Annotated in this window: 18 protein-coding genes; 11 read left to right on the top strand and 7 right to left on the bottom strand. The window is 64.2% G+C overall.

Annotation, left to right across the window (positions count from 1 at the left end; genetic code table 11):
• Positions 1 to 111: 111 nt before the first annotated feature.
• Complete coding sequence (locus tag OIU19_RS19675; RefSeq protein ID WP_264236430.1) at positions 112 to 2,514, top strand: TonB-dependent siderophore receptor; 2,403 nt, start codon at positions 112 to 114, stop codon at positions 2,512 to 2,514.
• On the opposite strand, the gene OIU19_RS19680 is transcribed toward OIU19_RS19675, so the two are convergent.
• Complete coding sequence (locus OIU19_RS19680; RefSeq protein WP_264236431.1) at positions 2,511 to 3,386, bottom strand: helix-turn-helix domain-containing protein; 876 nt, start codon at positions 3,384 to 3,386, stop codon at positions 2,511 to 2,513. The genes OIU19_RS19675 and OIU19_RS19680 overlap by 4 nt on opposite strands.
• Positions 3,387 to 3,619: 233 nt before the next feature.
• Between OIU19_RS19680 and OIU19_RS19685 the strand changes: the two genes are divergently transcribed.
• The gene (locus OIU19_RS19685; RefSeq protein WP_264236432.1) at positions 3,620 to 4,522 is read left to right on the top strand and encodes a DMT family transporter; all 903 of its coding nucleotides are present in this window, start codon (positions 3,620 to 3,622) and stop codon (positions 4,520 to 4,522) included.
• A 105-nt stretch (positions 4,523 to 4,627) separates the two neighbouring features.
• Here the strand turns inward: OIU19_RS19685 and OIU19_RS19690 are convergent, their stop codons facing one another.
• Positions 4,628 to 5,602, bottom strand: a complete 975-nt coding sequence (locus OIU19_RS19690; RefSeq protein WP_264236433.1) for a D-glycerate dehydrogenase — start codon at positions 5,600 to 5,602, stop codon at positions 4,628 to 4,630.
• Between the two features lie 216 nt (positions 5,603 to 5,818).
• Positions 5,819 to 6,766: a LysR family transcriptional regulator gene (locus OIU19_RS19695; protein ID WP_264236434.1), complete on the bottom strand. Its 948-nt coding sequence runs from the start codon at positions 6,764 to 6,766 to the stop codon at positions 5,819 to 5,821.
• Positions 6,767 to 6,948: 182 nt separating this feature from the next.
• On the opposite strand from OIU19_RS19695, the gene OIU19_RS19700 reads away from it, so the two are divergent.
• The 4 genes from OIU19_RS19700 to OIU19_RS19715 are packed head-to-tail and all read left to right on the top strand — an operon-like array spanning position 6,949 to position 11,710.
• Entirely contained in the window at positions 6,949 to 8,475 is a 1,527-nt protein-coding gene (locus OIU19_RS19700; RefSeq protein WP_264236436.1) for an efflux transporter outer membrane subunit, read from the top strand.
• Positions 8,472 to 10,649, top strand: coding sequence for an FUSC family protein (locus tag OIU19_RS19705; protein ID WP_264236437.1), 2,178 nt, complete (start codon positions 8,472 to 8,474; stop codon positions 10,647 to 10,649). The genes OIU19_RS19700 and OIU19_RS19705 overlap by 4 nt, the downstream gene beginning before the upstream one ends.
• Complete coding sequence (locus OIU19_RS19710) at positions 10,639 to 10,839, top strand: DUF1656 domain-containing protein (RefSeq protein WP_043207396.1); 201 nt, start codon at positions 10,639 to 10,641, stop codon at positions 10,837 to 10,839. Before OIU19_RS19705 ends, OIU19_RS19710 begins: the two co-directional genes overlap by 11 nt.
• Positions 10,840 to 10,849: 10 nt before the next feature.
• A complete protein-coding gene (locus OIU19_RS19715; RefSeq protein ID WP_264236439.1) occupies positions 10,850 to 11,710 on the top strand; it encodes an HlyD family secretion protein in 861 nt (286 codons plus the stop codon).
• Between the two features lie 140 nt (positions 11,711 to 11,850).
• Here the strand turns inward: OIU19_RS19715 and OIU19_RS19720 are convergent, their stop codons facing one another.
• Positions 11,851 to 12,297 (bottom strand): universal stress protein, encoded by a 447-nt coding sequence (locus tag OIU19_RS19720; RefSeq protein WP_264236440.1) that lies wholly within the window; start codon positions 12,295 to 12,297, stop codon positions 11,851 to 11,853.
• 263 nt (positions 12,298 to 12,560) lie between these two features.
• On the opposite strand from OIU19_RS19720, the gene OIU19_RS19725 reads away from it, so the two are divergent.
• The 5 genes from OIU19_RS19725 to OIU19_RS19745 all read left to right on the top strand — a co-directional run bounded on the left by OIU19_RS19725 (position 12,561) and on the right by OIU19_RS19745 (position 18,347).
• Positions 12,561 to 13,469, top strand: coding sequence for a LysR family transcriptional regulator (locus OIU19_RS19725; RefSeq protein WP_264236442.1), 909 nt, complete (start codon positions 12,561 to 12,563; stop codon positions 13,467 to 13,469).
• Positions 13,470 to 13,701: 232 nt separating this feature from the next.
• On the top strand, positions 13,702 to 15,243 hold the full coding sequence (locus OIU19_RS19730) for an MFS transporter (protein WP_264236443.1): 1,542 nt from the start codon (positions 13,702 to 13,704) through the stop codon (positions 15,241 to 15,243).
• A gap of 29 nt (positions 15,244 to 15,272) precedes the next feature.
• Complete coding sequence (locus OIU19_RS19735) at positions 15,273 to 16,334, top strand: HlyD family secretion protein (RefSeq protein WP_264236444.1); 1,062 nt, start codon at positions 15,273 to 15,275, stop codon at positions 16,332 to 16,334.
• Positions 16,331 to 17,779, top strand: coding sequence for an efflux transporter outer membrane subunit (locus tag OIU19_RS19740; RefSeq protein WP_264236445.1), 1,449 nt, complete (start codon positions 16,331 to 16,333; stop codon positions 17,777 to 17,779). The genes OIU19_RS19735 and OIU19_RS19740 overlap by 4 nt, the downstream gene beginning before the upstream one ends.
• Before the next feature lie 58 nt (positions 17,780 to 17,837).
• The gene (locus OIU19_RS19745; RefSeq protein WP_264236446.1) at positions 17,838 to 18,347 is read left to right on the top strand and encodes an SDR family NAD(P)-dependent oxidoreductase; all 510 of its coding nucleotides are present in this window, start codon (positions 17,838 to 17,840) and stop codon (positions 18,345 to 18,347) included.
• A 334-nt stretch (positions 18,348 to 18,681) separates the two neighbouring features.
• On the opposite strand, the gene OIU19_RS19750 is transcribed toward OIU19_RS19745, so the two are convergent.
• The 3 genes from OIU19_RS19750 to OIU19_RS19760 all read right to left on the bottom strand — a co-directional run bounded on the left by OIU19_RS19750 (position 18,682) and on the right by OIU19_RS19760 (position 22,165).
• On the bottom strand, positions 18,682 to 19,506 hold the full coding sequence (locus tag OIU19_RS19750) for an SDR family oxidoreductase (protein WP_264236448.1): 825 nt from the start codon (positions 19,504 to 19,506) through the stop codon (positions 18,682 to 18,684).
• A 472-nt stretch (positions 19,507 to 19,978) separates the two neighbouring features.
• Positions 19,979 to 20,443 carry a multidrug transporter gene (locus tag OIU19_RS19755; RefSeq protein WP_186553810.1) on the bottom strand — a complete coding sequence of 155 codons (465 nt, stop codon included), beginning with the start codon at positions 20,441 to 20,443 and terminating at the stop codon, positions 19,979 to 19,981.
• 267 nt (positions 20,444 to 20,710) lie between these two features.
• On the bottom strand, positions 20,711 to 22,165 hold the full coding sequence (locus OIU19_RS19760; RefSeq protein WP_264236449.1) for a mannose-1-phosphate guanylyltransferase/mannose-6-phosphate isomerase: 1,455 nt from the start codon (positions 22,163 to 22,165) through the stop codon (positions 20,711 to 20,713).
• Positions 22,166 to 22,198: the final 33 nt, after the last annotated feature.

A 22,198-nucleotide genomic window follows, 5' to 3' on the forward strand; every position in this document is an offset into this window, starting at 1 on the left:
TATTTTTCAACTTTTTTCACAGCACAGGTGAGGTATCAGGGCGTGGCATCCGTGTAGTGCGTGGAAGTGCGATTCATTCGCAAGTAATCACCCTCTCACAGGTCAGCGTCCATGAAGTTCTCCCCGCGTTGCGTGTCTCTCTGGCTCGGTCTTAGCACCCTGTCCGCCGTCGGCGTGGTGCCGGTTGCCAGCGCTGCCCAGCAGACCCAGCTGTATGCCTTCGCCCAGCCCAGCCAGCCGCTGGCCGCAGCCCTCAACGCGTTCAGCCGCACCACCGGCCAGAGTGTGGTCTACACCCTCGAACTGCCCGACCTGCAAGCGCCAGCGCTGAACGGCTCGCTCACTGCCGAGCAAGCCTTGCAGCAGTTGCTCGGCAACGCTGGCCTAAGCTGGCGCCGGCTCGACGCACGTACCCTGACCCTGGAATTGGCCGACAGCGCCGGCGCGCTGAACCTTGAGGCAACCAACGTCAATTCGCAGATGGACGACTACAGCTACCAGCCGCCGGCCAGCGCCTCGATCATGCGCGGCCAGGGGCCGATCCAGGACATTCCCCAGGCGATCAACGTGGTCCCGGCCCAGGTCATCCGCGACCAGGCCCCGCGCAACCTCGACGACGCCTTGGCCAATGTCAGCGGCATCACACAGGGCAACAACTTCGGCGGCACTTCCGACACGGTGATGAAGCGCGGTTTTGGTGACAATCGCGACGGCTCGATCATGCGCGACGGCATGCCGTTGGTGCAGGGCCGCAGCCTCAATGCCAGCACCGAGCGGGTCGAAGTGCTCAAGGGGCCGGCATCGTTGCTGTATGGCATCCAGGACCCGGGCGGGGTGATCAACGTAGTCAGCAAGCGCCCGCAACTTGAGCAGTACAACGCCTTGACCCTGCGCGGCTCGACCTACGGCAGCGGCAAGAACGGTAGTGGCGGTGGCCTGGACAGCACCGGCGCGTTGGGCGATAGCCCACTGGCCTACCGCTTGATCGTCGATCATGAAGACGAAGACTACTGGCGCAACTACGGCGTACACCGCGAATCCCTGGTGGCGCCGTCGCTGGCCTGGTTGGGCGAGGACACGCAAGTGGTGCTGGCCTACGAGCACCGCGAGTTTCTCTATCCGTTCGACCGCGGCACCGCTTTTGGCAGCGACGGGCATCCGCTGAACATTCCTGCCACGCGCCGTCTGGATGAGCCCTTCAACGACATGGAAGGCCGCTCGGACCTGTACCGCCTGGAGGTCGATCATCAGCTGAGCGATGACTGGAAAGCGCATTTTGGCTACAGCTTCAACCGCGAAACCTACGATGCCAGCCAAGTCCGGGTAACCGCCGTCAACGAAGCCAAGGGCACGTTGACGCGCAGCATCGACGGCACGCACAACGCCATGAGTCGCGATCAGTTTGCCACCTTCAGCTTGAACGGCAACGTGCTGGTGGCGGGCATGCGCCATGATCTGCTGGTGGGCGTCGATCACGAGGACCGCAAGGTGTTTCGTGGCGACCTGATCCGCCAGACCCCAAGCTCGACCTTCAGCTATGAGAATCCGCTGTACGGTCAGCAACAGGAAGGCAGCAACGTGCGTGCCAGCGACAGCGACCAGACCGACAAGTTGCGCACGGACTCGCTGTTTATCCAGGATGCGCTGCACCTGGATGAGCACTGGATCCTGGTGGCCGGTGGGCGTTTTCAGCAGTACGACCAATACGCCGGACGCGGCCGCCCGTTCAAGGCCAACACCGACAACAGTGGCCAGACCTGGGTACCGAATGCGGGTGTGGTGTACAAGGTCGATGAGCAGCTGTCGTTGTATGGCAGCTACAGCGAGTCGTTCAAGCCCAATTCGAGCATCGCTCCGCTGAGCATCGGCGGCGGCCAGACCTTGCTGCTCGATGGCGGTATTGCACCTGAAGAGGGCAAGTCCTGGGAGCTGGGCGCCAAGCTCGACATCCCCGGCCAGCTCACCGGCAATCTGGCCTTGTTCGATATCACCAAGCGCAACGTGCTGGTCGCCGACGGCGACAGTAACCCCGGCACGATCATCTACAGCAACGCAGGCGAAGTGCGTTCACGAGGTGTGGAATTGGACCTGACCGGCCAGCTCAGCGAGCGCTGGAGCTTGATCGGCAGCTACGCCTTCACCGACGCCGAAGTGACCAAGGACCCTGAACTGAAGGGCAAGCGCCTGCAGAACGTCGCCCGTCACAGCGGCTCGCTGTCGGCGGTGTACGACTACGGCAGCCTGTTCGGTGGCGACCGCCTGCGGCTGGGGGCGGGCGCTCGCTATGTGGGCGAGCGCGCAGGCAACGCGAGCAACGATTTCGACCTGCCGGCCTATACCGTCGCCGATGCTTTCGCCAGTTACGAAACCCAATTGGATGAGCACAAGGTGCGCTTGCAACTGAACGTGAAGAACCTGTTCGACAAGGTGTACTACACCTCGGCAGTCAACCGTTACTTCGTCGCCCTCGGCGATGCACGTCAAGTCAGCTTGTCGAGCACCTTCGAGTTCTAACGGGCGAACGCTGCACGATACTCGCCAGGGGTCGCGCCGAGCGCCTGGCGAAAGCGGTTGCTGAAGTGGCTGGCGCTGGCAAAACCACACAGCAGGGCGATCTGCACCAGTGCCAGATCGCCTAGGCGCAGCAGTTGGCAGGCCCGCTGCAGACGCCGCGCCAGCAGGTATTGGTGCGGCGGCAGGCTGAAGCTTGCACGAAACATCCGGGCAAAGTGGTATTCGGAAAGGTTGCAGCGCAGCGCCAGGTCCGCCAGGGTGATCGGTTGATCCAGGTGCGCTTCGATGTACTCGACCAGTTGCCGGCGCAGGCTCGGTGCCAGGCCGCCCTTCAGGCGCAGGCCTTGGCGTAGACCGGCCTGGCTGAGCACCGCGTGGTCGACGATATCGTGGGCCAGGCTGCTGGCCAGCAAGCGCTCGCCGGGCTCGTCCCAGTTCAAGCTGATCAGGTGGCGAAACCGCCGGGCCTGCTGCGCATCTTCAAGGAAGGTCGCTTCTTGTAGCTGCATCTCGCGCGGCTCACGATCGAGCAGGCGAATACAGCCGAGGGCGAACTGCTCCTCGCTGATGTACAGATGCGCCAGGCGAATGGCGCCGTTGACCACCCAGTTCGATTCATGGCCGGCGGGCATGATGCACAGCTTGTCGGGGGCGCCTTTTTCGGACGGGCGCTGGCGGCGGAATGTGCCGGTGCCGTCGGCGATGTAGCAGGATAAGGTGTGATGGCTGGGCGCCTGGTAGTCACGGGCATCGTCGCGGTTGCTCCATAACGCAGCAGCCAGCCCCTCGCCCAGTTGCGCGCTGTGTTCCAGGCGAGCGTTGGGCGAGGCGTGCATGGCGTTGAAGACTTGCAGCTGGGTCAGTGGCGGCATGGGCGATTCCTCTGGGTGCCATCCTACTGAGCCTGCACGAAGATGACAGCCGTTGCCGATGGAAAAGCGCAAGATTGTGCAAGCGCACCGGTCATCTGAGGCTCGACACTGGCTCCATGTGATGCCCATCGCGGGGCAAGCCCGCTCCCACGCTGCCTATCCAGCACTGGATATCTGCGTGGGAGCGGGCTTGCCCCGCGATGGGGGCCTAAGCCTTGTCAGAGTATCCAGCCATGAACCTGTCGCTCTACCTGCTCACCGTGCTCATCTGGGGCACCACCTGGATCGCCCTCAAGCTGCAACTGGGGGTAGTCGCCATCCCCGTTTCGATCGTCTACCGCTTCGCCCTGGCCGGGCTGATCCTGTTCGCCATCCTCCTGCTGACCCGCCGCCTGCAACCGATGAACCGCCGCGGCCACCTGATCTGCCTGGCTCAGGGCCTGTGCCTGTTCTGCGTCAACTTCATGTGCTTCCTGACTGCCAGCCAATGGATCGCCAGCGGCCTGATCGCCGTGGTGTTCTCCACCGCGACCCTGTGGAATGCGCTCAATGCGCGGGTGTTGTTCGGCCAACGGATCGCCAGCAATGTTTTGGCCGGTGGGGCGATGGGCTTGCTCGGGCTGGGCTTATTGTTCTGGCCGGAACTGTCCAGCCACGCTGCAACCCGCGAAACCCTCTACGGCTTGGGCCTGGCGCTGCTCGGCACGCTGTGTTTCTCGGCCGGCAACATGCTTTCGAGCATGCAGCAAAAAGCCGGGCTCAAGCCGATGACCACCAACGCCTGGGGCATGGTCTACGGCGGGGCGATGTTGGCGGTGTATTGCCTGCTCAGTGGGGTGCCATTCGCCATGGAATGGAACATGCGCTATATCGGTTCGTTGCTGTACCTGGTGATCCCGGGCTCGGTGATCGGCTTTACCGCGTACCTGACCCTGGTCGGGCGCATGGGGCCGGAGCGCGCGGCTTATTGCACGGTGCTGTTCCCGTTGGTGGCGCTGAACGTGTCGGCGGTTGCCGAGGGCTATCAATGGACGGCGCCAGCGCTGTTGGGGCTGGTGGCGGTGATGGCGGGGAACGTGTTGGTGTTTCGTAAGCCGAAGGTCAAAGTAGTGCAAGGGGCTGTAGTTGCTCGTTGACTGTACTGGCCTCTTCGCGGGCAAGCCCGCTCCCACAGGATTCTATGCAATCCCTGTGGGAGCGGGCTTGCCCGCGAAGAGGCCAGTGCAGCCAACTCCTAACTGTCAGTGCTTCCACACCTGCGGATTGACCAGATCCCGCGGCCGCTCACCGAGCAGGGCCGCACGCAGGTTGTCCAGCGCCCGGTTGGCCATCGCTTCACGGGTCTCGGCAGTGGCCGAGCCAATATGCGGCAGGGTCAAGGCATTGGGCAGCTTGAACAGCGGCGAATCGGCCAGCGGCTCTTTCTCGTACACATCCAGCCCGGCGCCACGAATGGTGCCGGCCTGCAACGCCTCGATCAGCGCCGCCTCATCTACCACCGGCCCGCGGGCGATGTTGATCAGGAACGCGCTGGGCTTCATCAGCTGCAGTTCGCGAGCGCCGATCAGCTTGCGGGTAGCATCAGACAGCGGCACCACCACGCAGACGAAATCCGCTTCGGCCAACAGCTGATCGAGGCTGCGGTACTGCGCGCCGAGTTCCTGTTCCAGCGCCTGCTTGCGGCTGTTGCCGGCATACAGGATCGGCATGTTGAAACCAAAGCGGCCACGCCGGGCGACGGCGGCACCGATATTGCCCAGGCCGATGATGCCCAGCGTCTTGCCGTGCACATCGCTGCCGAAACGGTCTGGGCCCACAGTGGCCTGCCACTGGCCGGCCTTGGTCCAGGCGTCCAGTTCAGCGGTGCGACGGGCACAGCCCATGATCAGCGAGAAACCCAGGTCGGCAGTGCTTTCGGTGAGCACGTCGGGGGTGTTGGTCAGGGCGATGCCGCGCTCGTTGAAGTAGTCCAGGTCGTAGTTGTCGTAGCCGACCGACACACTCGACACCACTTCCAGCTTGGCTGCGCCTTCGAGCTGGGCCCGACCAAGCTTGCGGCCGACGCCGATCAGGCCGTGGGCCTCGGGCAGGGCTTCGTTGAACTGGGCATTGATGTCGCCGAGCTTGGGGTTGGGCAGGATCACGTTGAAGTCGTGCTGCAGGCGCTCGGCCATGGCCGGGGTGATGCGGCTGAAGGCCAGGACGGTCTTTTTCATCGGGCTACTTCTCTGCAAGGCGGGGCATGAATGCCAAGGCCAGGAACGGGGCCACTATGTGGCCCTTCGCGGGCAAGCCCGCTCCCACAGGGACTGCATAAGACCCTGTGGGAGCGGGCTTGCCCGCGAAGGAGGGCAGAGCCCTCCCAATCCTGGCTGGCGCGGATTAATGGATAGCAACCTACCATTGTCCTTCACCGCCGTGCAGCAGGTTTTTCAATTGGCGACCAGTAACTCGTGGGTTTTCAGGTCCGCCTCATGCGCGGCAAGGATCTCCGGCAACGAGTTACGCAGGTATTCGACCCAGGTCTTGATCTTGGCATCCAGGTACTGACGCGACGGATAAATCGCGTACAGGTTAAGCTCCTGCAAGCGGTAATCGGGCATCACCCGCACGATGCTGCCGTCACGCAGGCCATCGATGGCCGAATAGATCGGCAACACGCCCACCCCCATGCCACTGCGGATCGCGGTCTTCATCGCATCGGCCGAGTTGACCTGGAACGGCGAGCTGGTGATGTTGACCACCTCCTGGCCCTCCGGCCCGTCGAACAGCCATTTCTCCAGCGGAATCACCGGGCTGACCATGCGCAGGCAAGCGTGCTTGAGCAGGTCGATTGGCTTTTGCGCAATGCCATGCTTGGCGATGTACTCGGGCGAGGCACAGACGATGCTGTAGGTGATCCCCAGGCGCTGCGAGACAAAACCTGAGTCAGGCAGCTCGGTAGCCAGCACGATGGATACGTCGTAACCCTCGTCGAGCAGATCGGGCACGCGGTTGGCCATGGTCAGGTCGAAGGTTACGTCTGGATGCGACTCGCGGTAGCGGGCGATTGCATCGACGACGAAATGCTGGCCGACGCCGGTCATCGAATGCACCTTCAACTGCCCGGCAGGGCGGGCGTGGGCATCGCTGGCTTCGGCTTCGGCTTCTTCCACGTAGGAAAGGATTTGCTCGCAGCGCATCAGGTAGCGCTTGCCCGCCTCGGTCAAGGCGATGCGCCGGGTGGTGCGGTTGAGCAGCCGAGTTTGCAGATGGGCTTCCAGATTGGAGACCGCCCGCGACACGTTCGCGGTGGTGGTGTCCAGTTGCACTGCGGCAGCGGTGAAGCTGCCGAGCTGGGCCACGCAACTGAAAGCACGCATGTTTTGCAGGGTGTCCATGGGTCACTCTCTAGGTAGAGGCCGAAATTGTGACACGAAGTTACAGATTTGTTCCTTCGACCAAAGCCGGATTATCGCTGTTTTGGTAACAAAGATTCGCAGGATTATGCGCTTATCGCCAGTGCGACGGCCCCCTAGAATTGCCCGGCCTCATCCACTTCTTTCCTCGGGAAATCGCAGCTGTGCCGCGTCGCATCATCAGAGCGCTGAATGCGCTCAGTGCCTGTGCCCTTAGCCTGTCCTTGTCTGGCTGTATCGGAACCTGGGGTATCGCCCCGCAAAGCAAGACGCTGCAAGCCAATACCCTAGCCACCGACCACGCCATCAGCGAGGCCGCCCGCGATGCCCGCTGGCCCGACCAGCAGTGGTGGCGCGCCTATGGCGATGCCCAGCTCGACCGTTGGGTAGCCCTGGCCCTGGCCGGCAGCCCGAGCCTGGCGATGGCCGTAGCGCGAGTGCGCGAAGCCAAGGCCATGGCCGGGGTGGTCGAATCGGCGGAGAAACTCCAGGGCAACGGCCAGGCCAGCCTCAAGCGGCATAACTGGCCAGAGGATCAGTTCTACGGCCCCGGCGCGTTGTCGGGTGCCAACACCTGGGACAACAATGCCGCCCTTGGCCTGAGCTATGCCCTCGACCTGTGGGGGCGCGAGCGCAACGCCAGCGAGCAGGCGGTCGACCTGGCCCACATGAGCGTGGCCGAAGCGCGCCAGGCTCAGCTGGAGCTGGAAAACAACCTGGTCAAGGTCTACATCCAGCTGGCCCTGCACTTTGCCCAGCGCGACATCGTCAAGTCCGAGCTCGAACAGCAGGAGCAGATCCTGGGCCTGGCCAAGCGTCGCCTGGAGGGCGGCATCGGTACTCATTTCGAGGTCAGCCAGGCCGAAGCGCCGCTGCCCGAGACCCATCGCCAGCTCGATGCCCTCAATGAAGAAATCGCCCTGGCGCGTAACCAGCTGGCGGCCCTGGCCGGCAAGGGACCGGGGGAGGGCGCGCAGCTCCAGCGTCCGAGCCTGACCCTTGGCGCAGCGCTGAGCTTGCCTTCGGCATTGCCCGCCGAATTGGTCGGCCAGCGCCCCGACGTGGTCGCCAGCCGCTGGCAGGTCGCGGCGCAGGCGCGGGGTATCGACGTCGCACACGCAGGCTTCTTCCCCAACGTCGACCTGGTCGGCAGCTTGGGCTTCATGGCCACCGGGGGTGGCGCGCTGGAGTTTCTCACCGGGCGCAAGTTCAACTACAACGTCGGTCCGGCCATCAGCTTGCCGATCTTCGATGGTGGCCGCCTGCGCTCGCAGTTGGGCGTGGCCTCGGCGGGGTATGACGTCGCCGTGGCGCGCTACAACCAGACCGTGATCGGCGCGCTGAAGAACATCTCCGATCAATTGATTCGCCGCGAGTCGATGAAAGAGCAGGCGCACTTTGCCCAAGCGTCGGTGGCCGCCGCGCAGAAAACCTACGACATTGCCCTGGTCGCCTTCCAGCGCGGCCTGACCGACTACCTCAACGTGCTCAATGCGCAGACCTTGTTGTTCCGCCAGCAGCAAGTGCAGCAGCAGGTCCAGGCCGCGCGCCTGACCGCCCATGCCGAGCTGGTCACAGCGTTAGGTGGTGGTCTGCAAGCGGGCCAGGATGCACCTGCCGAACAGCGCCAGGCCGCGCCGAAAACCCCAGCCACCCTGGCCATCTTCGACAAGCCGGACCACAGCCAATGAGCACTTCGAGCTTGCCCGTGCGCTGGCTGCAAAGCCTGGAGTGGCGCCGGGGCTTCTTCGCCTGGGCGCGTACCGACGGGGTGACCTGGGTCTACATCTTCAAGGTGCTGGCCGCAGCCTTCATCACCCTGTGGCTGGCCATGCGCCTGGAACTGCCGCAGCCGCGCACGGCGATGATCACCGTGTTCATCGTCATGCAGCCGCAGAGCGGGCATGTGTTCGCCAAGAGTTTCTACCGGGTGCTCGGCACCTTGGCAGGTTCAGCGATGATGGTCGCGCTGATTGCGCTTTTCCCGCAGAACACCGAGCTGTTCCTGCCCAGCCTGGCTCTCTGGGTGGGCCTGTGCTCGGCAGGCGCCATGCGCTACCGGACCTTCCGCGCCTACGGCTTCGTGCTCGCTGGCTACACCGCGGCGATGATCGGCCTGCCGGTGCTGGAGCACCCTGACCAGGCCTTCATGGCCGCCGTGTGGCGGGTACTGGAGATCTCCTTGGGGATTCTGGTGTCGACCATGGTCAGCGCCGCGATCCTGCCGCAGTCGGCCAGCGCTGCCATGCGCAACGCCCTGTACCAGCGCTTCGGGGTCTTCGCAGGGGTGGTGGTCGAGGCGCTACGGGGCGACAGCCAGCGTGATCGTTTCGAAACCAGCAACGTGCGCTTCATCGCCGAGGCCGTGGGCCTGGAAAGCCTGCGTAACGTCACCGCCTTCGAAGACCCGCACATGCGTCGGCGCAGCGGTCGCCTGGTGCGCATGAACAGCGAGTTCATGGCCATCACCACTCGCTTCAATGCCCTGCACCGTTTGCTCGAACGCTTGCGCGCACGCGGGCCATTGCAGATCGTCGGCGCTATCGAACCGGGGCTTGCGACCCTCGCAGAGTTGCTCGAACCCTACGTCGGCCGGGCCCTGACCGATGCCGATGCGCTGCGCCTGACCCTGGAGCTGGCCGCCTACAAGGAGGGCCTGCAAGCCCAAGTGCGCACCTTGCGCGCCGAGTACCTGGAGACCAACCCCAGCGAAGCCGACCTGCTCGACTTCCACACCGCTTTCGAGCTGCTGTACCGCTTCGTCGACGAGATGTTCAGCTACGCTGAGACCCACGCTTCGCTGTCTGCGCACAACCACCAGCGCGAGCAGTGGGACGAGCCCTATGTGTCGCAGACCAACTGGCTGGTGTCGCTGGCTGCCGGGGTACGCGCTTCGGCGGTGCTGCTGTTGCTGGGCAGCTACTGGCTGATCAGCGACTGGCCGAGCGGGGCGATGATGACCCTGATCGCCACGGTCACTGTGGGCCTGTCGGCGGCTTCGCCCAACCCCAAGCGCATGTCGTTCCAGATGGCCTGTGGCACGCTGATCGGCGCCTTTATCGGTTTCTTCGAAACCTTCTTCGTCTTCCCCTGGATCGATGGCTTCCCGCTGTTGTGCATGGTCCTGGCGCCGGTATTCGTGCTCGGCGCGTTCCTCTCTTCACGCCCGGCCTACGCTGGCTACGGGATTGGCCTGCTGGTGTTCTTCGCCATCGGCTCGGTGCCGAACAACCTCACCGTGTACAACCCCTACACCTTCATCAACGACTACATCGGCATGGTCATCGGCATGCTGGTTTGCGCTGCTGCCGGGGCGATCATCCTGCCGCCCAACAGCCACTGGCTGTGGAGCCGTTTGCAGCGCGACCTGCGTGAGCAGGTGCTGTTCGCCATCGGCGGGCGCCTGCGCGGGCTGGGCTCGGCATTCGAAAGCCGCACCCGCGACTTGCTGCACCAAGCCTACGGCCTGGCCGCTGGCAAGCCGCAGGTGCAGAGCGAACTGATGCGCTGGATGTTCGTGGTGCTGGAAGTCGGCCACGCCATCATCGAGCTGCGCAAGGAGCAGGACCGCGCCCCAGTGCACCCGGCCTATGCCGAGTCGCAGCCCTGGCGCCAGGCGATCCGGGTGATGGGCCGGGCGCTGGCGCGCTTGTTCCTGCAACCCAACGCCAGCAACCACGAGCGCGCGCTGGTCGCGGTGGATCATGCGATCAGTCGCGTGCAAGCCACCGACGAGCCGTTCGCCCGCCACTTCGACACCTCGGTGCTGCGCCGCTCGCAAAGCTACCTGCACTTCATCCGTACTTCCCTGCTCGACCCACAGTCGCCGTTGGCCCCGGCGAAAGGATTGCACCATGCCCCGTGAGATCGCCTTCCATGGCGTGTACATGCCCACCATGACCTTGATGTTCCTGTTCGCCGCAGGCCTGGCCTGGGGCTTGGACCGCTTCATCGCAAGCCATGACGGCTATCGCTTCTTTTGGCACCCGGCGCTGCTGCGCCTGTGCCTGTTCATCTGCCTTTTCGGCGCCATGGCGCTGTCTGTCTACTGGTGAGAATCCTTCGATGAAAAAGTTCTTCAGCCTGATTGCCACCCTGCTGGTGCTGGTCGCCGCCGTGGCCATCGGCCGCCAGTTGTGGCTGCACTACATGACCACCCCGTGGACCCGCGACGGTCGCGTACGCGCCGACATCATCAACGTCGCCGCCGACGTGCCGGGCTATGTCACCGACGTGCCGGTGCGCGATAACCAGCGGGTGAAGAAGGGCGATGTGCTGATCCAGATCGACCCCGAGCACTACCAGGTCGCGGTCGATCAGGCCAAGGCCCTGGTGGCTTCGCGCAAGGCCACCTGGGAGATGCGCAAGGTCAACGCCAAGCGCCGCGCCGATATGGACAACCTGGTGATCTCCAAGGAAAACCGCGACGACGCCAGCAACATCGCAAGCTCCGCCCTGGCCGATTACCAGCAGGCCCAGGCGCAATTGGCGGCAGCCGAACTCAACCTCAAGCGTACGCGCATCGTGGCCACCGTCGACGGTTACGTGACCAACCTGAATATTCATCGCGGCGACTATGCGCGTACCGGCGAGCCGGTGATGGCGGTGGTCGATGAAAACTCGTTCTGGGTGTATGGGTTCTTTGAAGAGACCAAGTTGCCGCATGTGAAGGTGGGCGATCAGGCCGAGCTGCAGATGATGAGTGGCGAGCGGATCAAGGGCCATGTGGAGAGCATTGCTCGCGGTATCTATGACCGCGACAACCCGCAGAGCCGCGAATTGATTGCCGATGTGAACCCGACCTTCAACTGGGTGCGCTTGGCCCAGCGGGTGCCGGTGCGGATTCACATCGATGAAGTGCCGGACGGTTTTATGTTGGCGGCGGGAACCACCTGTACCGTGGTGGTCAAGCCTGGCGAGGGTTGATCCAGCACTTGCAGTGAGCGTTCTGGCGTCATCGCGGGGCAAGCCCGCTCCCACGTAGCCCGCTCCCACGCAGTTCTCGGTGTTGAGAAATTGCGTGGGAGCGGGCTTGCCCCGCGATGGCGTCAGTCAATCCACCCAGGTTACGCAGCCCCCACCAACACCGGAATCTGCACCCGATCGATCACCTTGGCGCTGATCGACGGGTCCAGCAGCCGGCCCAGCCGCGACAGGTGGCGGTGGCCTATGATGATCAGTTCGCAGTCCAGCGCCTTGGCCTTGTCGACGATGGCCTCGACCGGATCAGCAGCGATCATGCAGCCCTGCGCATTGAAACCTGCGTTGCGCAGGGTTGTCAGCGCATCGGACACGGCCTGCTCGGCCAGTTGCTGTTCCTCGCAGGCGGCGGGGTATTCCTCCAGCTCGCCTGCGCTGAAGGGAAGGGGTTTGTCGTGCACGGCAAAGCTTGCGTCGATGGCCATCAGCACGTGCAGTTGCTGCTCGTCCGGGCGGCAGTAGCGTAGCGCCAGGTTAAGCAGGGCGCTGGCAGCGGGGGAGGCGTCGATGGCGATCAAGACGGGGCGGGGCATGCAGGCTCCTCGGTCTGGGGCAGGAAATGATGCAGCAACTGCCGGCCTCATCGCCGGGCAAGCCCGCTCCCACGCAATTTCTCTAACACCGAGAACTGGGTGGGAGCGGGCTTGCCCCGCGACGAGGCCGGCAAAGTCTCTGCAGCATTCTGAGCCGATCCACCGATCAGGATAAATAGCCCCCCACGCACGGCGCCGTTGCGTCTGGCGCAATCGGCGACCTGTTAACATCGCGCTTCCCCCAGCCGCCACGGACCACGGCCATGCAACTCCCGGACATGAACCTGCTCGTCGCCCTCGACGCCCTGCTCGATGAAGGTAGCGTGGTTGGCGCAGCCCAGCGCATGAACCTGAGCCCGGCAGCCATGAGCCGAACGCTGGGGCGCATCCGCGATGCACTGGGCGATCCGATTCTGGTGCGTGCGGGTCGCGGCCTGGTCCCCACGCCACGCGCCCTGGCCCTGCGCGAGCAGGTCAGCCTGCTGGTCGAGCAGGCCGGGCAGGTGTTTCGCAGCGCCGAAGACGTCGACCTGCTCAACCTGGATCGGGCCTTCAACATCCGCACCAACGACCTGTTCATCGCCCTGTATGGCGCCCAGCTGTTGCGCATGATGCACGAACAGGCGCCGCGCACGGTGCTGCGCTTCGTGCCGGAGAGCCCTGGCGGTGATGATGACAGCGTGCTGCGCGACGGCCGTACTGACCTGGTGATCAGCTCAAGCATCGACCTGGCGCCAGAGATCAAGGTGCAGAGCTTGTTCCATACCTTTTATGTTGGCTTGGCGCGCCGCGATCATCCGATCTTCGATGCCCAGATCACCCCGGCGCGTTTTGCCGCTTATCCACAGATCAGCGTGTCGCGGCGCGGCCGGGCCAATGGCCCGATCGATGTCGAGCTGGCCAACTTCAAGGTGCAGCGGCGGGTGGCGCTGATTACCCCAAGTTTTCACTCGGCGCTGTTCTCGCTGCCCGATTCGGACCTGATCCTGCCGATGCCGGCCAATATCCTCAACAGCGTTACCAAGCTCGGGCTGCCGCTGCGTTCGTTCGAGATCCCGGTGCCGCTGGAACGGGTCAATGTGATGCAGGCGTGGCACCCGCGTTTTCACAGCGATCCGGCGCACCGCTGGTTGCGCCAGACCTTGAAAGCTTGTTGCAGTGTCGATCCGTGACCTCGGCGGTGTCTTCTTCGCGGGCAAGCCCGCTCCCACACTGAGCGCGCCGGACACAAACAGTGAGTACACACCCATCCCTGTGGGAGCGGGCTTGCCCGCGAAGCAGGCGACGCGGTTAAAGCGGATTGCGCCTGACGCAATTTAAAACTGCCGATAAGTCAGTTTTCGTAAGCATTCGACCTTCTTAGACTTGCTCCAGCCCCAATTATGTTGCTGGAGATGTCCGTCCATGAGTTCTTTGACCGCGCCTACCGCCGCGCTCGCTGCCGCCCCGGCGCCCGCTGCGCCTGCGCAAACGGCGTTCGGCCTGCGGGTGGTGGTCGGCTTGTTTGGCGTACTGCTGGCAGTGCTCTGCGCCGGTCTCAACGAAGCGGTGACGAAGATTTCCTTGGCCGATATCCGCGGCGCCATGGGCATCGGCGCCGACGAGGGCGCGTGGCTGTTGGCGGTGTACGCCGCTGCTTCGGTGTCGGCCATGGCGTTTTCACCCTGGCTGGCCACGACCTTCTCGCTACGCCGCTTCACCCTGACTGCCATCGGCCTGTTCGCCGTGCTCGGCTTGCTGCAACCCTATGCACCCAACCTGCACAGCCTGATGCTGCTGCGCGTTCTCCAAGGCCTGGCCTCGGGCGCCTTGCCGCCAATGCTGATGAGTGTGGCGCTGCGCTTCCTGCCGCCAGGCATCAAGGTCTATGGCCTGGCCTGCTACGCCCTGACTGCCACCTTTGGCCCTAACCTTGGCACGCCGCTGGCGGGGTTGTGGACCGAATACGTCGGCTGGCAGTGGGCGTTCTGGCAGATCATCCTGCCTTCCCTGCTGGCAATGGCCTGCGTCGGCTGGGGCCTGCCGCAAGACCCGCTGCGCCTGGAGCGCTTCAAGCAGTTCGACTGGCGCGGGGTGGTGCTTGGTTTACCGGCGCTCAGTTGCATCGTCCTCGGCCTGTCGCTGGGGGACCGCTGGGGCTGGTTCGACTCGCCGCTAATCTGCTGGCTGCTCGGGGGCGGCCTGCTGCTGTTGGTGCTGTTCATGTACAACGAATGGTCCGAGCCGCTGCCGTTCTTTCAACTGCGCATGCTCTCGCGGCGCAACCTCAGTTTCGCCCTGGTGACCTTGGCCGGGGTGCTGATCGTGCTTTCCGGTGTGGGCACTATTCCATCGGCGTACCTGGCGCAGATCCAGGGCTATCGTCCGGCGCAGACCAGCCCGTTGATGATGCTGGTGGCCATGCCGCAACTGCTGGCCCTGCCGCTGACTGCTGCGCTGTGCAACATCCGCGCAGTGGATTGCCGTTGGGTGCTGGCGGTTGGCCTGGCGATGCTGGCGCTGTCGTGCGTGGGCAGCAGCCTGCTGACCTCGCAGTGGATTCGCGACAACTTCTACGGTTTCTACTTGCTGCAGGTGTTTGGCCAGCCGATGGCCGTGCTGCCGCTGCTGATGCTTTCCACCAACGGCATGACGCCGCAGGAGGGGCCGTTCGCCTCGTCCTGGTTCAACACCGTCAAGGGCTTGTCTGCGGTGATCGCCACTGGCCTGCTCGATGCCCTGGGGACCCTGCGCCGGCATTTTCATTCCAACCACCTGGTGGACAGCCTGGGCAATGCGCCGCTGATCGATGATCGCGCCGCAGGCCTTGCGCAACGCATCCATCAACAGGCCCTGGTGCTGACCTCGGCCGATCTGTACCTGGTCATGGCGGCCATCGCCGTGGCCCTCATCTGCCTTATTCCTTTCGTGCCCACTCGGGTCTATCCACCGCGTGCGGTGGCCTGAACCCCTGGATGAATTCGAGAACACAGAACATGACCAACAATCGCAAGACTCTCGTCATCGGCTCGGTGCTGGCCGTGGCCGTGCTGGCCGGCCTGATTGGCCCGTGGCTGCTCGGCAGCGACCATCAGCAACGGACCAACGATGCCTACGTGATCGCCGACTACACCGTGGTCGCGCCGAAGGTGGCAGGTTTCATCAAAGAGGTCTTGGTCGAGGACAACCAGCAGGTCAAGGCCGGCCAGTTGCTGGCGACGATCGATGCACGCGACTACCAAGCCGCCCTCGATGCTGCGCAAGCGCAGTTGCTGGTAGCCAAGGCGCAAAGCGCCGATGCCCGCGCCACGCTCGATCGCCAAGGCTCACTGATCGCCCAGGCCGAGTCGGCGGTGAAAGCGGCCCAGGCTGAGATGGCCTTCGCCGAGCATGAGGTCAATCGCTACAGCCGTCTGGCCGAGCAAGGCGCCGGCACCGTGCAGAATGCCCAGCAAGCGCGCAGCCGGGTCGATCAGGCCCGTGCGCGCCTGGCCAACACTCAGGCGGCATTGGTCGCCACCCGCAAGCAGGTGGACATTCTCAGCGCCCAGGTGGCCAGCGCCGATGGCCAGCTCAAGCGGGCCGAAGCCGGGGTGGAAAAGGCCGAGCTGGATCTGTCCTATACCCGCATCACCGCCCCCGTCGATGGCATGGTCGGCGAGCGCGCCTTGCGCGTCGGCGCCTACGTCAATCCGGGCGCACGCTTGTTGTCGGTGGTGCCGCTGGAGCAGGCCTACGTCGTGGGCAACTTCCAGGAAACCCAACTGACCCACGTGCAGCCCGGGCAGCCGGTGAGCATCAGCGTCGACACCTTCGCTGGCGAAACCCTCAAGGGCCATGTCCAGAGCATCGCCCCAGCCACGGGCGTGACCTTCGCTGCGGTCAAACCGGATAACGCCACCGGCAACTTCACCAAGGTGGTCCAGCGCATCCCGGTGAAGATCGTCTTCGATGACGGCCAGCCACTGTTGCAGCGCCTGCGCGTGGGGATGTCGGTGGTAGCCACCATCGACACCCAAGGCGACACCCTCGCAGGCAAAGAGGTGACTGCCCGATGAAACCGCTATTGCCCTTGAGCCCCTTGCTGCTTGCCGTACTGCTGGCAGGCTGCACCCTGGGGCCGGACTTCCAGCGCCCTGACAGCCAAGCGCCGCAGGACTGGGCGGCGCTACAAGGCCCGGCTGCGGCTAGCCAGCCGGTGGCCGAACCGCTGGAGCTGCGCTGGTGGGACAGCTTTCACGATGCCCAGCTCAGCGCCCTGATCCAGCGCGTCGCCGAGCGCAACCTCGACTTGCAGATGGCCAGTGCCCGCCTGCTGCAAAGCCGCGCCCTGCGTAGCAGCGTGGCGGCCGAGCAGGCGCCGTCGGTGGATGCCAATGCCGGTTACAGTCGTGCCCGCAATAGCGCCGAAGGCCTCAACGACCCGTCCGGTAAGGCCGGCCAGTCGGCATTCAACCTGTGGCAGGGCGACTTGGTCGCAGGCTGGGAGCTGGACCTGTGGGGCCGGGTACGGCGGCAGGTGGAAGCCGCCGATGCGACGGTGGCCGTGGCCGAGAATGATCGGCGCGGGGTGCTGCTGGCGTTGCTCTCGGAAACTGCCGGTAACTACATTCAGCTGCGCGCCGTGCAGCACACCCTGGAGGTCACCCAGGACAACCTCAAGGTTGCCCGGCACAGCCTGCAGCTATCCCAGGATCGCCAGGCGCAAGGCGTTGCCACCCGTTTGGATGTGGCCCAGGCCGGGGCCCAGGTGGCCTCTATCGAAGCGCGCCTGCCAACGCTGGAGGCGCGCCGCGATGACCTGATCAACGCCCTGAGCCTGCTCGCCGCCGAGCCACCGCGTAGTTTGCAGAACGAGCTGCTGAAGACCGGCGAGTTGCCGGCGCCGCAGCAGAAATTCGCCATCGGCGTGCCGTCTGAGCTGGCTGAGCGCCGCCCGGATATCCGCCAGGCCGAAGCGCGCTTGCATGCCGCCACGGCCAGCATCGGCGTGGCCAAGGCGGATTTCTACCCCAGTATTCGCTTGTCCGGCAGCATGGGGTTCCAGGCCATGCAGCTGTCTGACTTTGGCGCGTGGGACTCACGCCGGTTTGCCTTTGGCCCGCAGTTGTCGCTGCCGATTTTCGAAGGTGGCAGGCTGACCGGGACTTTGCAATTGCGCGAGGCCCAGCAACAGGAAGCGGCGCTGAACTATCGCAAGGTGGTGCTCGCTGCCTGGCACGAGATCGACGATGTGCTGCGTTTGTATAACGCCAGTCAGCTGCGCCGCGACCATTTGGCCGAGGCGGTGCGGGAGAACCGTATTGCCTTGCAAACCGCTCAGCGCCAGTACGTCGAAGGGGCGGTGGACTTTCTCAATGTGCTGAGCGTGCAGTCGGCGTTGCTGGCCAGTGAAGAGCAGTGGATCGACAGCTCGGCAGCGGTTTCGCAGGCCATGGTGGGTTTGTACAAAGCGTTGGGCGGGGGGTGGCAGGCGTTTGACCAAGAGCCGCCCAGGGTGTGAAGCGGGGCCGCTTTGCGGTCGCAAAGCAAGCCCCAACCAACTAACGAGGAGGCCGCAGATGCACCTTCCCCTGAACGGCAAGCGCGCCATCGTCACGGCCTCGACCACCGGGCTGGGTTTGGCGATCGTGATCGGCTTGGTCCAGGCCGGCGCCGAAGTGGTGCTTAACGGCCGCAGTCAGGCCCACGTCGATGAAGGGTTCAGGCAGGTGCGCGAGGCACTTCCCGCCGCTCGCCTCATCGGCGTCGCCGCCGACCTGAGCACTGACCTGGGCACCCAGACGTTGATCGAGCGCGTGCCGCACACCGATATCCTGGTCAACGGCTTAGCCGTGGTCGAAGCCACCACCAGCCTGGCACGCCATTACGTCCAGGGTATGGTGGCGCGTAACTGGGGGCTGCTGGTGTTTCTGTGCGCTGAGCGCGAGTTGGGGACGCTAGTGGGCGGGATGGGCGAGACCTTGGTCGGCACTGGAGTGAGGGTTGATGCGGTTGTGCCCGGGGTGGCGGAGCAGGTGGCGACCAGGGTGGTTGATCTGGCGGTGGTCGGCGTCCAGCCTTTGTGCTGACCGTGCCGGCCTCTTCGCGGGCAAGCCCGCTCCCACAGGTACAGCGTCGGTCTCAGGCTCAACACACCTGCCTCAAACGACTCGGACCCTGTGGGAGATCCTGGCCGGCACTGGGGTGAGGGTTGATGCGGTTGTGCCCGGGGTGGCGGAGCAGGTGGCGAACAGGGTGGTTGATCTGGCGGCGGTTGGCGTCCAGCCTTTGTGCTGACTGTGCCGGCCTTTTCGCGGGCAAGCCCGCTCCCACAGGGCCCGAGTCGTTTGAGCTAGGTGTGTAGAGCCTGAGACCGACGCTGTACCTGTGGGAGCGGGCTTGCCCGCGAAGAGGCCAGCACAGTCAAAGCGGACGCAACAACCCAAAGCGCTTGCGCAGCACCTTGTCGAGCAGCCGCTGTGGCAGCAAGCGCGCCAGCAGCGGTAGCGCAGTGCTGCCATTGCCCAAGCGCACCAGCGCTGGCGTCGGCGACTTCTGTGTCGCCGCCAACAAACCCTGAGCGAACTGCGCGGCCGGTGTGGGTTTGTCCTGCGAAGCGCGCGCGCGTGCCTGGATATGTTCGCGCAGCGGCCACCACGGTGAATCAGCCGCCAATACCTGCTCGGCCTGCTGCTGGGCATTGCTGGCAAACTGCGAAGCAATCGCCCCAGGCTGTACCTCCATCACCCGAATGCCGAACGGCGCCAGCTCCAGGCGCAGGGCATCACTGAGTGCATGCACGGCGGCTTTCGAGGCGCAGTAGGCGCCGGCAAACGGCGTCACCAACACCCCGGAAACACTGCCGATATTCACCACCAGGCCGCGGTTGCGACGTAGCAGCGAGAACAGCGCGCGGGTCACGCCGACCACGGCGAATACGTTGGTCTCGAACTGCTGACGCAGCGCCTCGACCCCGCCATCGAGCAGCGGCCCCATGGCGCCGTAGCCGGCGTTGTTGATCAGGATATCCAGGCCACCATGGCGCTGTTCGAGTTCGCCGGCCAACTGCGTCAAGCCGTGTGCATCATTGACATCCAGCTGTCGTGCGCAGAAACCAGCCGCGCTCAGTTGCTGCACATCCTCGAGCTTGCGGGCCGTGGCCCAGACTTCGTGACCAGTATCGCGGAAGGCGTTGGCCAGGGCGCGGCCGATGCCGCTGGAGCAGCCGGTGATGAGAACTGTGGGCATGGCGGGGCCTGCGCAAAAGGGATGAAGGTTCGATCATAGCGCAGCCGGGGCCATGCAGCCTTGCCAATGCCTGACGCAACGGTGCCGCGCGGCCAACGCGCACCACCTGTGCTGAGCCTCTGACCGGCAGCAGAATCTGCGAGGGGATATAGCGTAGGTCGAGGTCCTTGAACACGGCGGTTAGCCAGCCCTCCCAGGCGGGATCTTCGAACTGGTCGAGGTTCAAGTCGTAAAAGGTGATGCCCCGCAGGCGGCGCGCCAGGCGTTTATAGACCGGCCGCAGGCTGTTGCACGGCGGGCAACTGTGCGAGCCGACGAAGATCACGCTGCGCCGCTCGCGGCGTTCGGCATCGAGCAGGTCGTCCAGGGCATCGGGGTCGCAGAGTGGATGCAGGTGCACGACAACGTCCTCCTGACAAGGCAATGCGCCTATTCAATGCCAGGTGGTGCCGCGGCGAAACTGACAAAAATGCTAGTTGGCAAACGAGCCTTGCAGGTGTTCTGGACGAAACTCCAGGGTCTGCGGGCGATACCCTGAACGCAGCGGCGGCAAGGGCAGGCAGTCGCTCCACTCGGCGCCAGGTTGCAATTCGCCGGGCCCGCGGTAGCGCGGTGCGCTGTAGGTGCTTTCGGCGAGGTTGACGGTATCGCCCGGCGCATAGGCGCCGACTCGCCAGCGCAGTTCGGTGAGAGGGGCCTTGTTGCCGTTTTTCATCGTCACGCGCAGGGCGCGGTCGGCAGGACACTGATCCGGAGCGTAGGTCAGGCGCAATTCCAGGCGGGCCAGCTGCGAAGATTCGCGGCTGTCTTGCCAGACTACCCACAGCGCAACCAGCCCCAGGCCCAATACGGCGGCCAGGGAGATCGGCAGGGCCTTGGCCGGGTAGCGCAGGAGCAGGACCAGCCAGGTGAGGATGAGCAGAGCGCCGATGATCATTGTGCAGGGCATGCCTTGGTTGGGCGGGTTTGACCATCGTAGCTGTAAAAGGGGTTCACCTCAAAAAGCAACGTTGGCGCACGCAAGGATGGCTGCGTGGCCCTGTTGGTTGATGGAACTAATAGGCGCGGGGGCGTGGGAGCGGGCTTGCCCCGCGATAGCGATCTGACAGAGTGATTGCGTTGTCTGCCATGACGCTATCGCGGGGCAAGCCCGCTCCCACGTGGTCACCACGTAGTCAATGTCCCCAGGTGATCAGGGAAACGCTTACTGGGCGATGGTCTTCACCGAAACCCCACGCTCCATCGGCGTGGACGTGCGCCCGTAGACGTCTTCGAAGCGCTCGATATCATCCTCGCCCAAGTAGCTGCCGGACTGCACTTCGATGATCTCCAGGGGGATCTTGCCGGGGTTGCGCAGGCGGTGGACCGAGGCGATCGGGATGTAGGTCGACTGGTTCTCGGTGAGCAGGAACACGTTCTCGTCACAGGTCACCTCGGCCGTGCCCGAGACCACGATCCAGTGCTCGGCGCGGTGGTGGTGCATCTGCAGCGACAGGCTGGCACCGGGCTTGACCGTGATGTGCTTGACCTGGAAGCGCCCACCCATGTCGACCGAGTCGTACGAGCCCCACGGGCGGTACACCTCAAGGTGGTTCTGGGTCTCGCTGCGGCCCTGCTTGTCGAGGGTGTTGACCATCTGCTTGACGCCTTGGACCTTGTCCTTGTGGGCGATCATCATGGCGTCCTTGGTCTCGACCACGACGATGTTCTCAAGGCCGATCACCGACACCAGCTTGCCGTTGCCGTGGATCATGCAGTTGCGGCTGTCTTGCACCACCACATCGCCTTTGGTGACGTTGCCGTTGTCGTCTTTCTCGTGCACGTCCCACAGCGACGACCAGCAGCCGACATCGCTCCAGCCGGCCGACAGCGGCACCACGCAGGCGCGCTGGGTCTTTTCCATCACCGCGTAGTCGATGGAGTTGTCCGGGCAGCAAGCGAAGGTGGCTTCGTCGATGCTCAGGGTGTCGCCTTGTTGATCGCTGCGCTCCAGGGCCAGCAGGCAGGTGTCGTAGATGTCCGGATCGTGCTTTTTCAGCTCTTCGAGGAAGCGGCTGGCGCGGAACAGGAACATGCCGCTGTTCCAGAAGTAGCCGCCGGCACGGACGAACTCGGTGGCGCGTTTTTCGTCAGGTTTTTCGACGAACTGCGCAACCCGCGCCACGCCTTCAGGCAGCAGCGCGTCCTGGCTGGAGCGGATGTAGCCGTAGCCGGTTTCCGGTTTGGTCGCCGGCACGCCGAACAGCACCATTTCACCGCGCTCGGCAGCCACGGTGGCCAGGGCCAGGGCGCGTTGCAGGGCTTTTTGGTCATCGATCACATGGTCGGCCGGCAGCACCAGCATCAGCTCATCGCAACCTTCATTGACCAGCTTCATTGCGGTCATCGCCACCGCTGGCGCGGTGTTACGGCCGAACGGCTCCATCAGGATCGCCTGGGTCTCAAGGTTCAGCGCGCTCAGTTGCTCCTGAACGATGAACTTGTGGTCTTTGTTGCAGACCACGATCGGTGCCTGCATGCCTTCGAACACCAAGCGCTCGAGGGTCTGCTGGAACAGGGTGTGCTCACCGGTCAGGGCGAGGAACTGCTTGGGGAACTGCTTGCGCGACAGAGGCCACAGACGCGAACCGCTACCACCAGAAAGAATTACCGGAATCATGATGTTTCTCCAAAGGTCGATAGAGGCAGGGGA

Source organism: Pseudomonas sp. BT-42-2 (assembly GCF_025847435.2).
In the GTDB taxonomy this organism is placed as follows: Bacteria; Pseudomonadota; Gammaproteobacteria; order Pseudomonadales; family Pseudomonadaceae; genus Aquipseudomonas; species Aquipseudomonas urmiensis.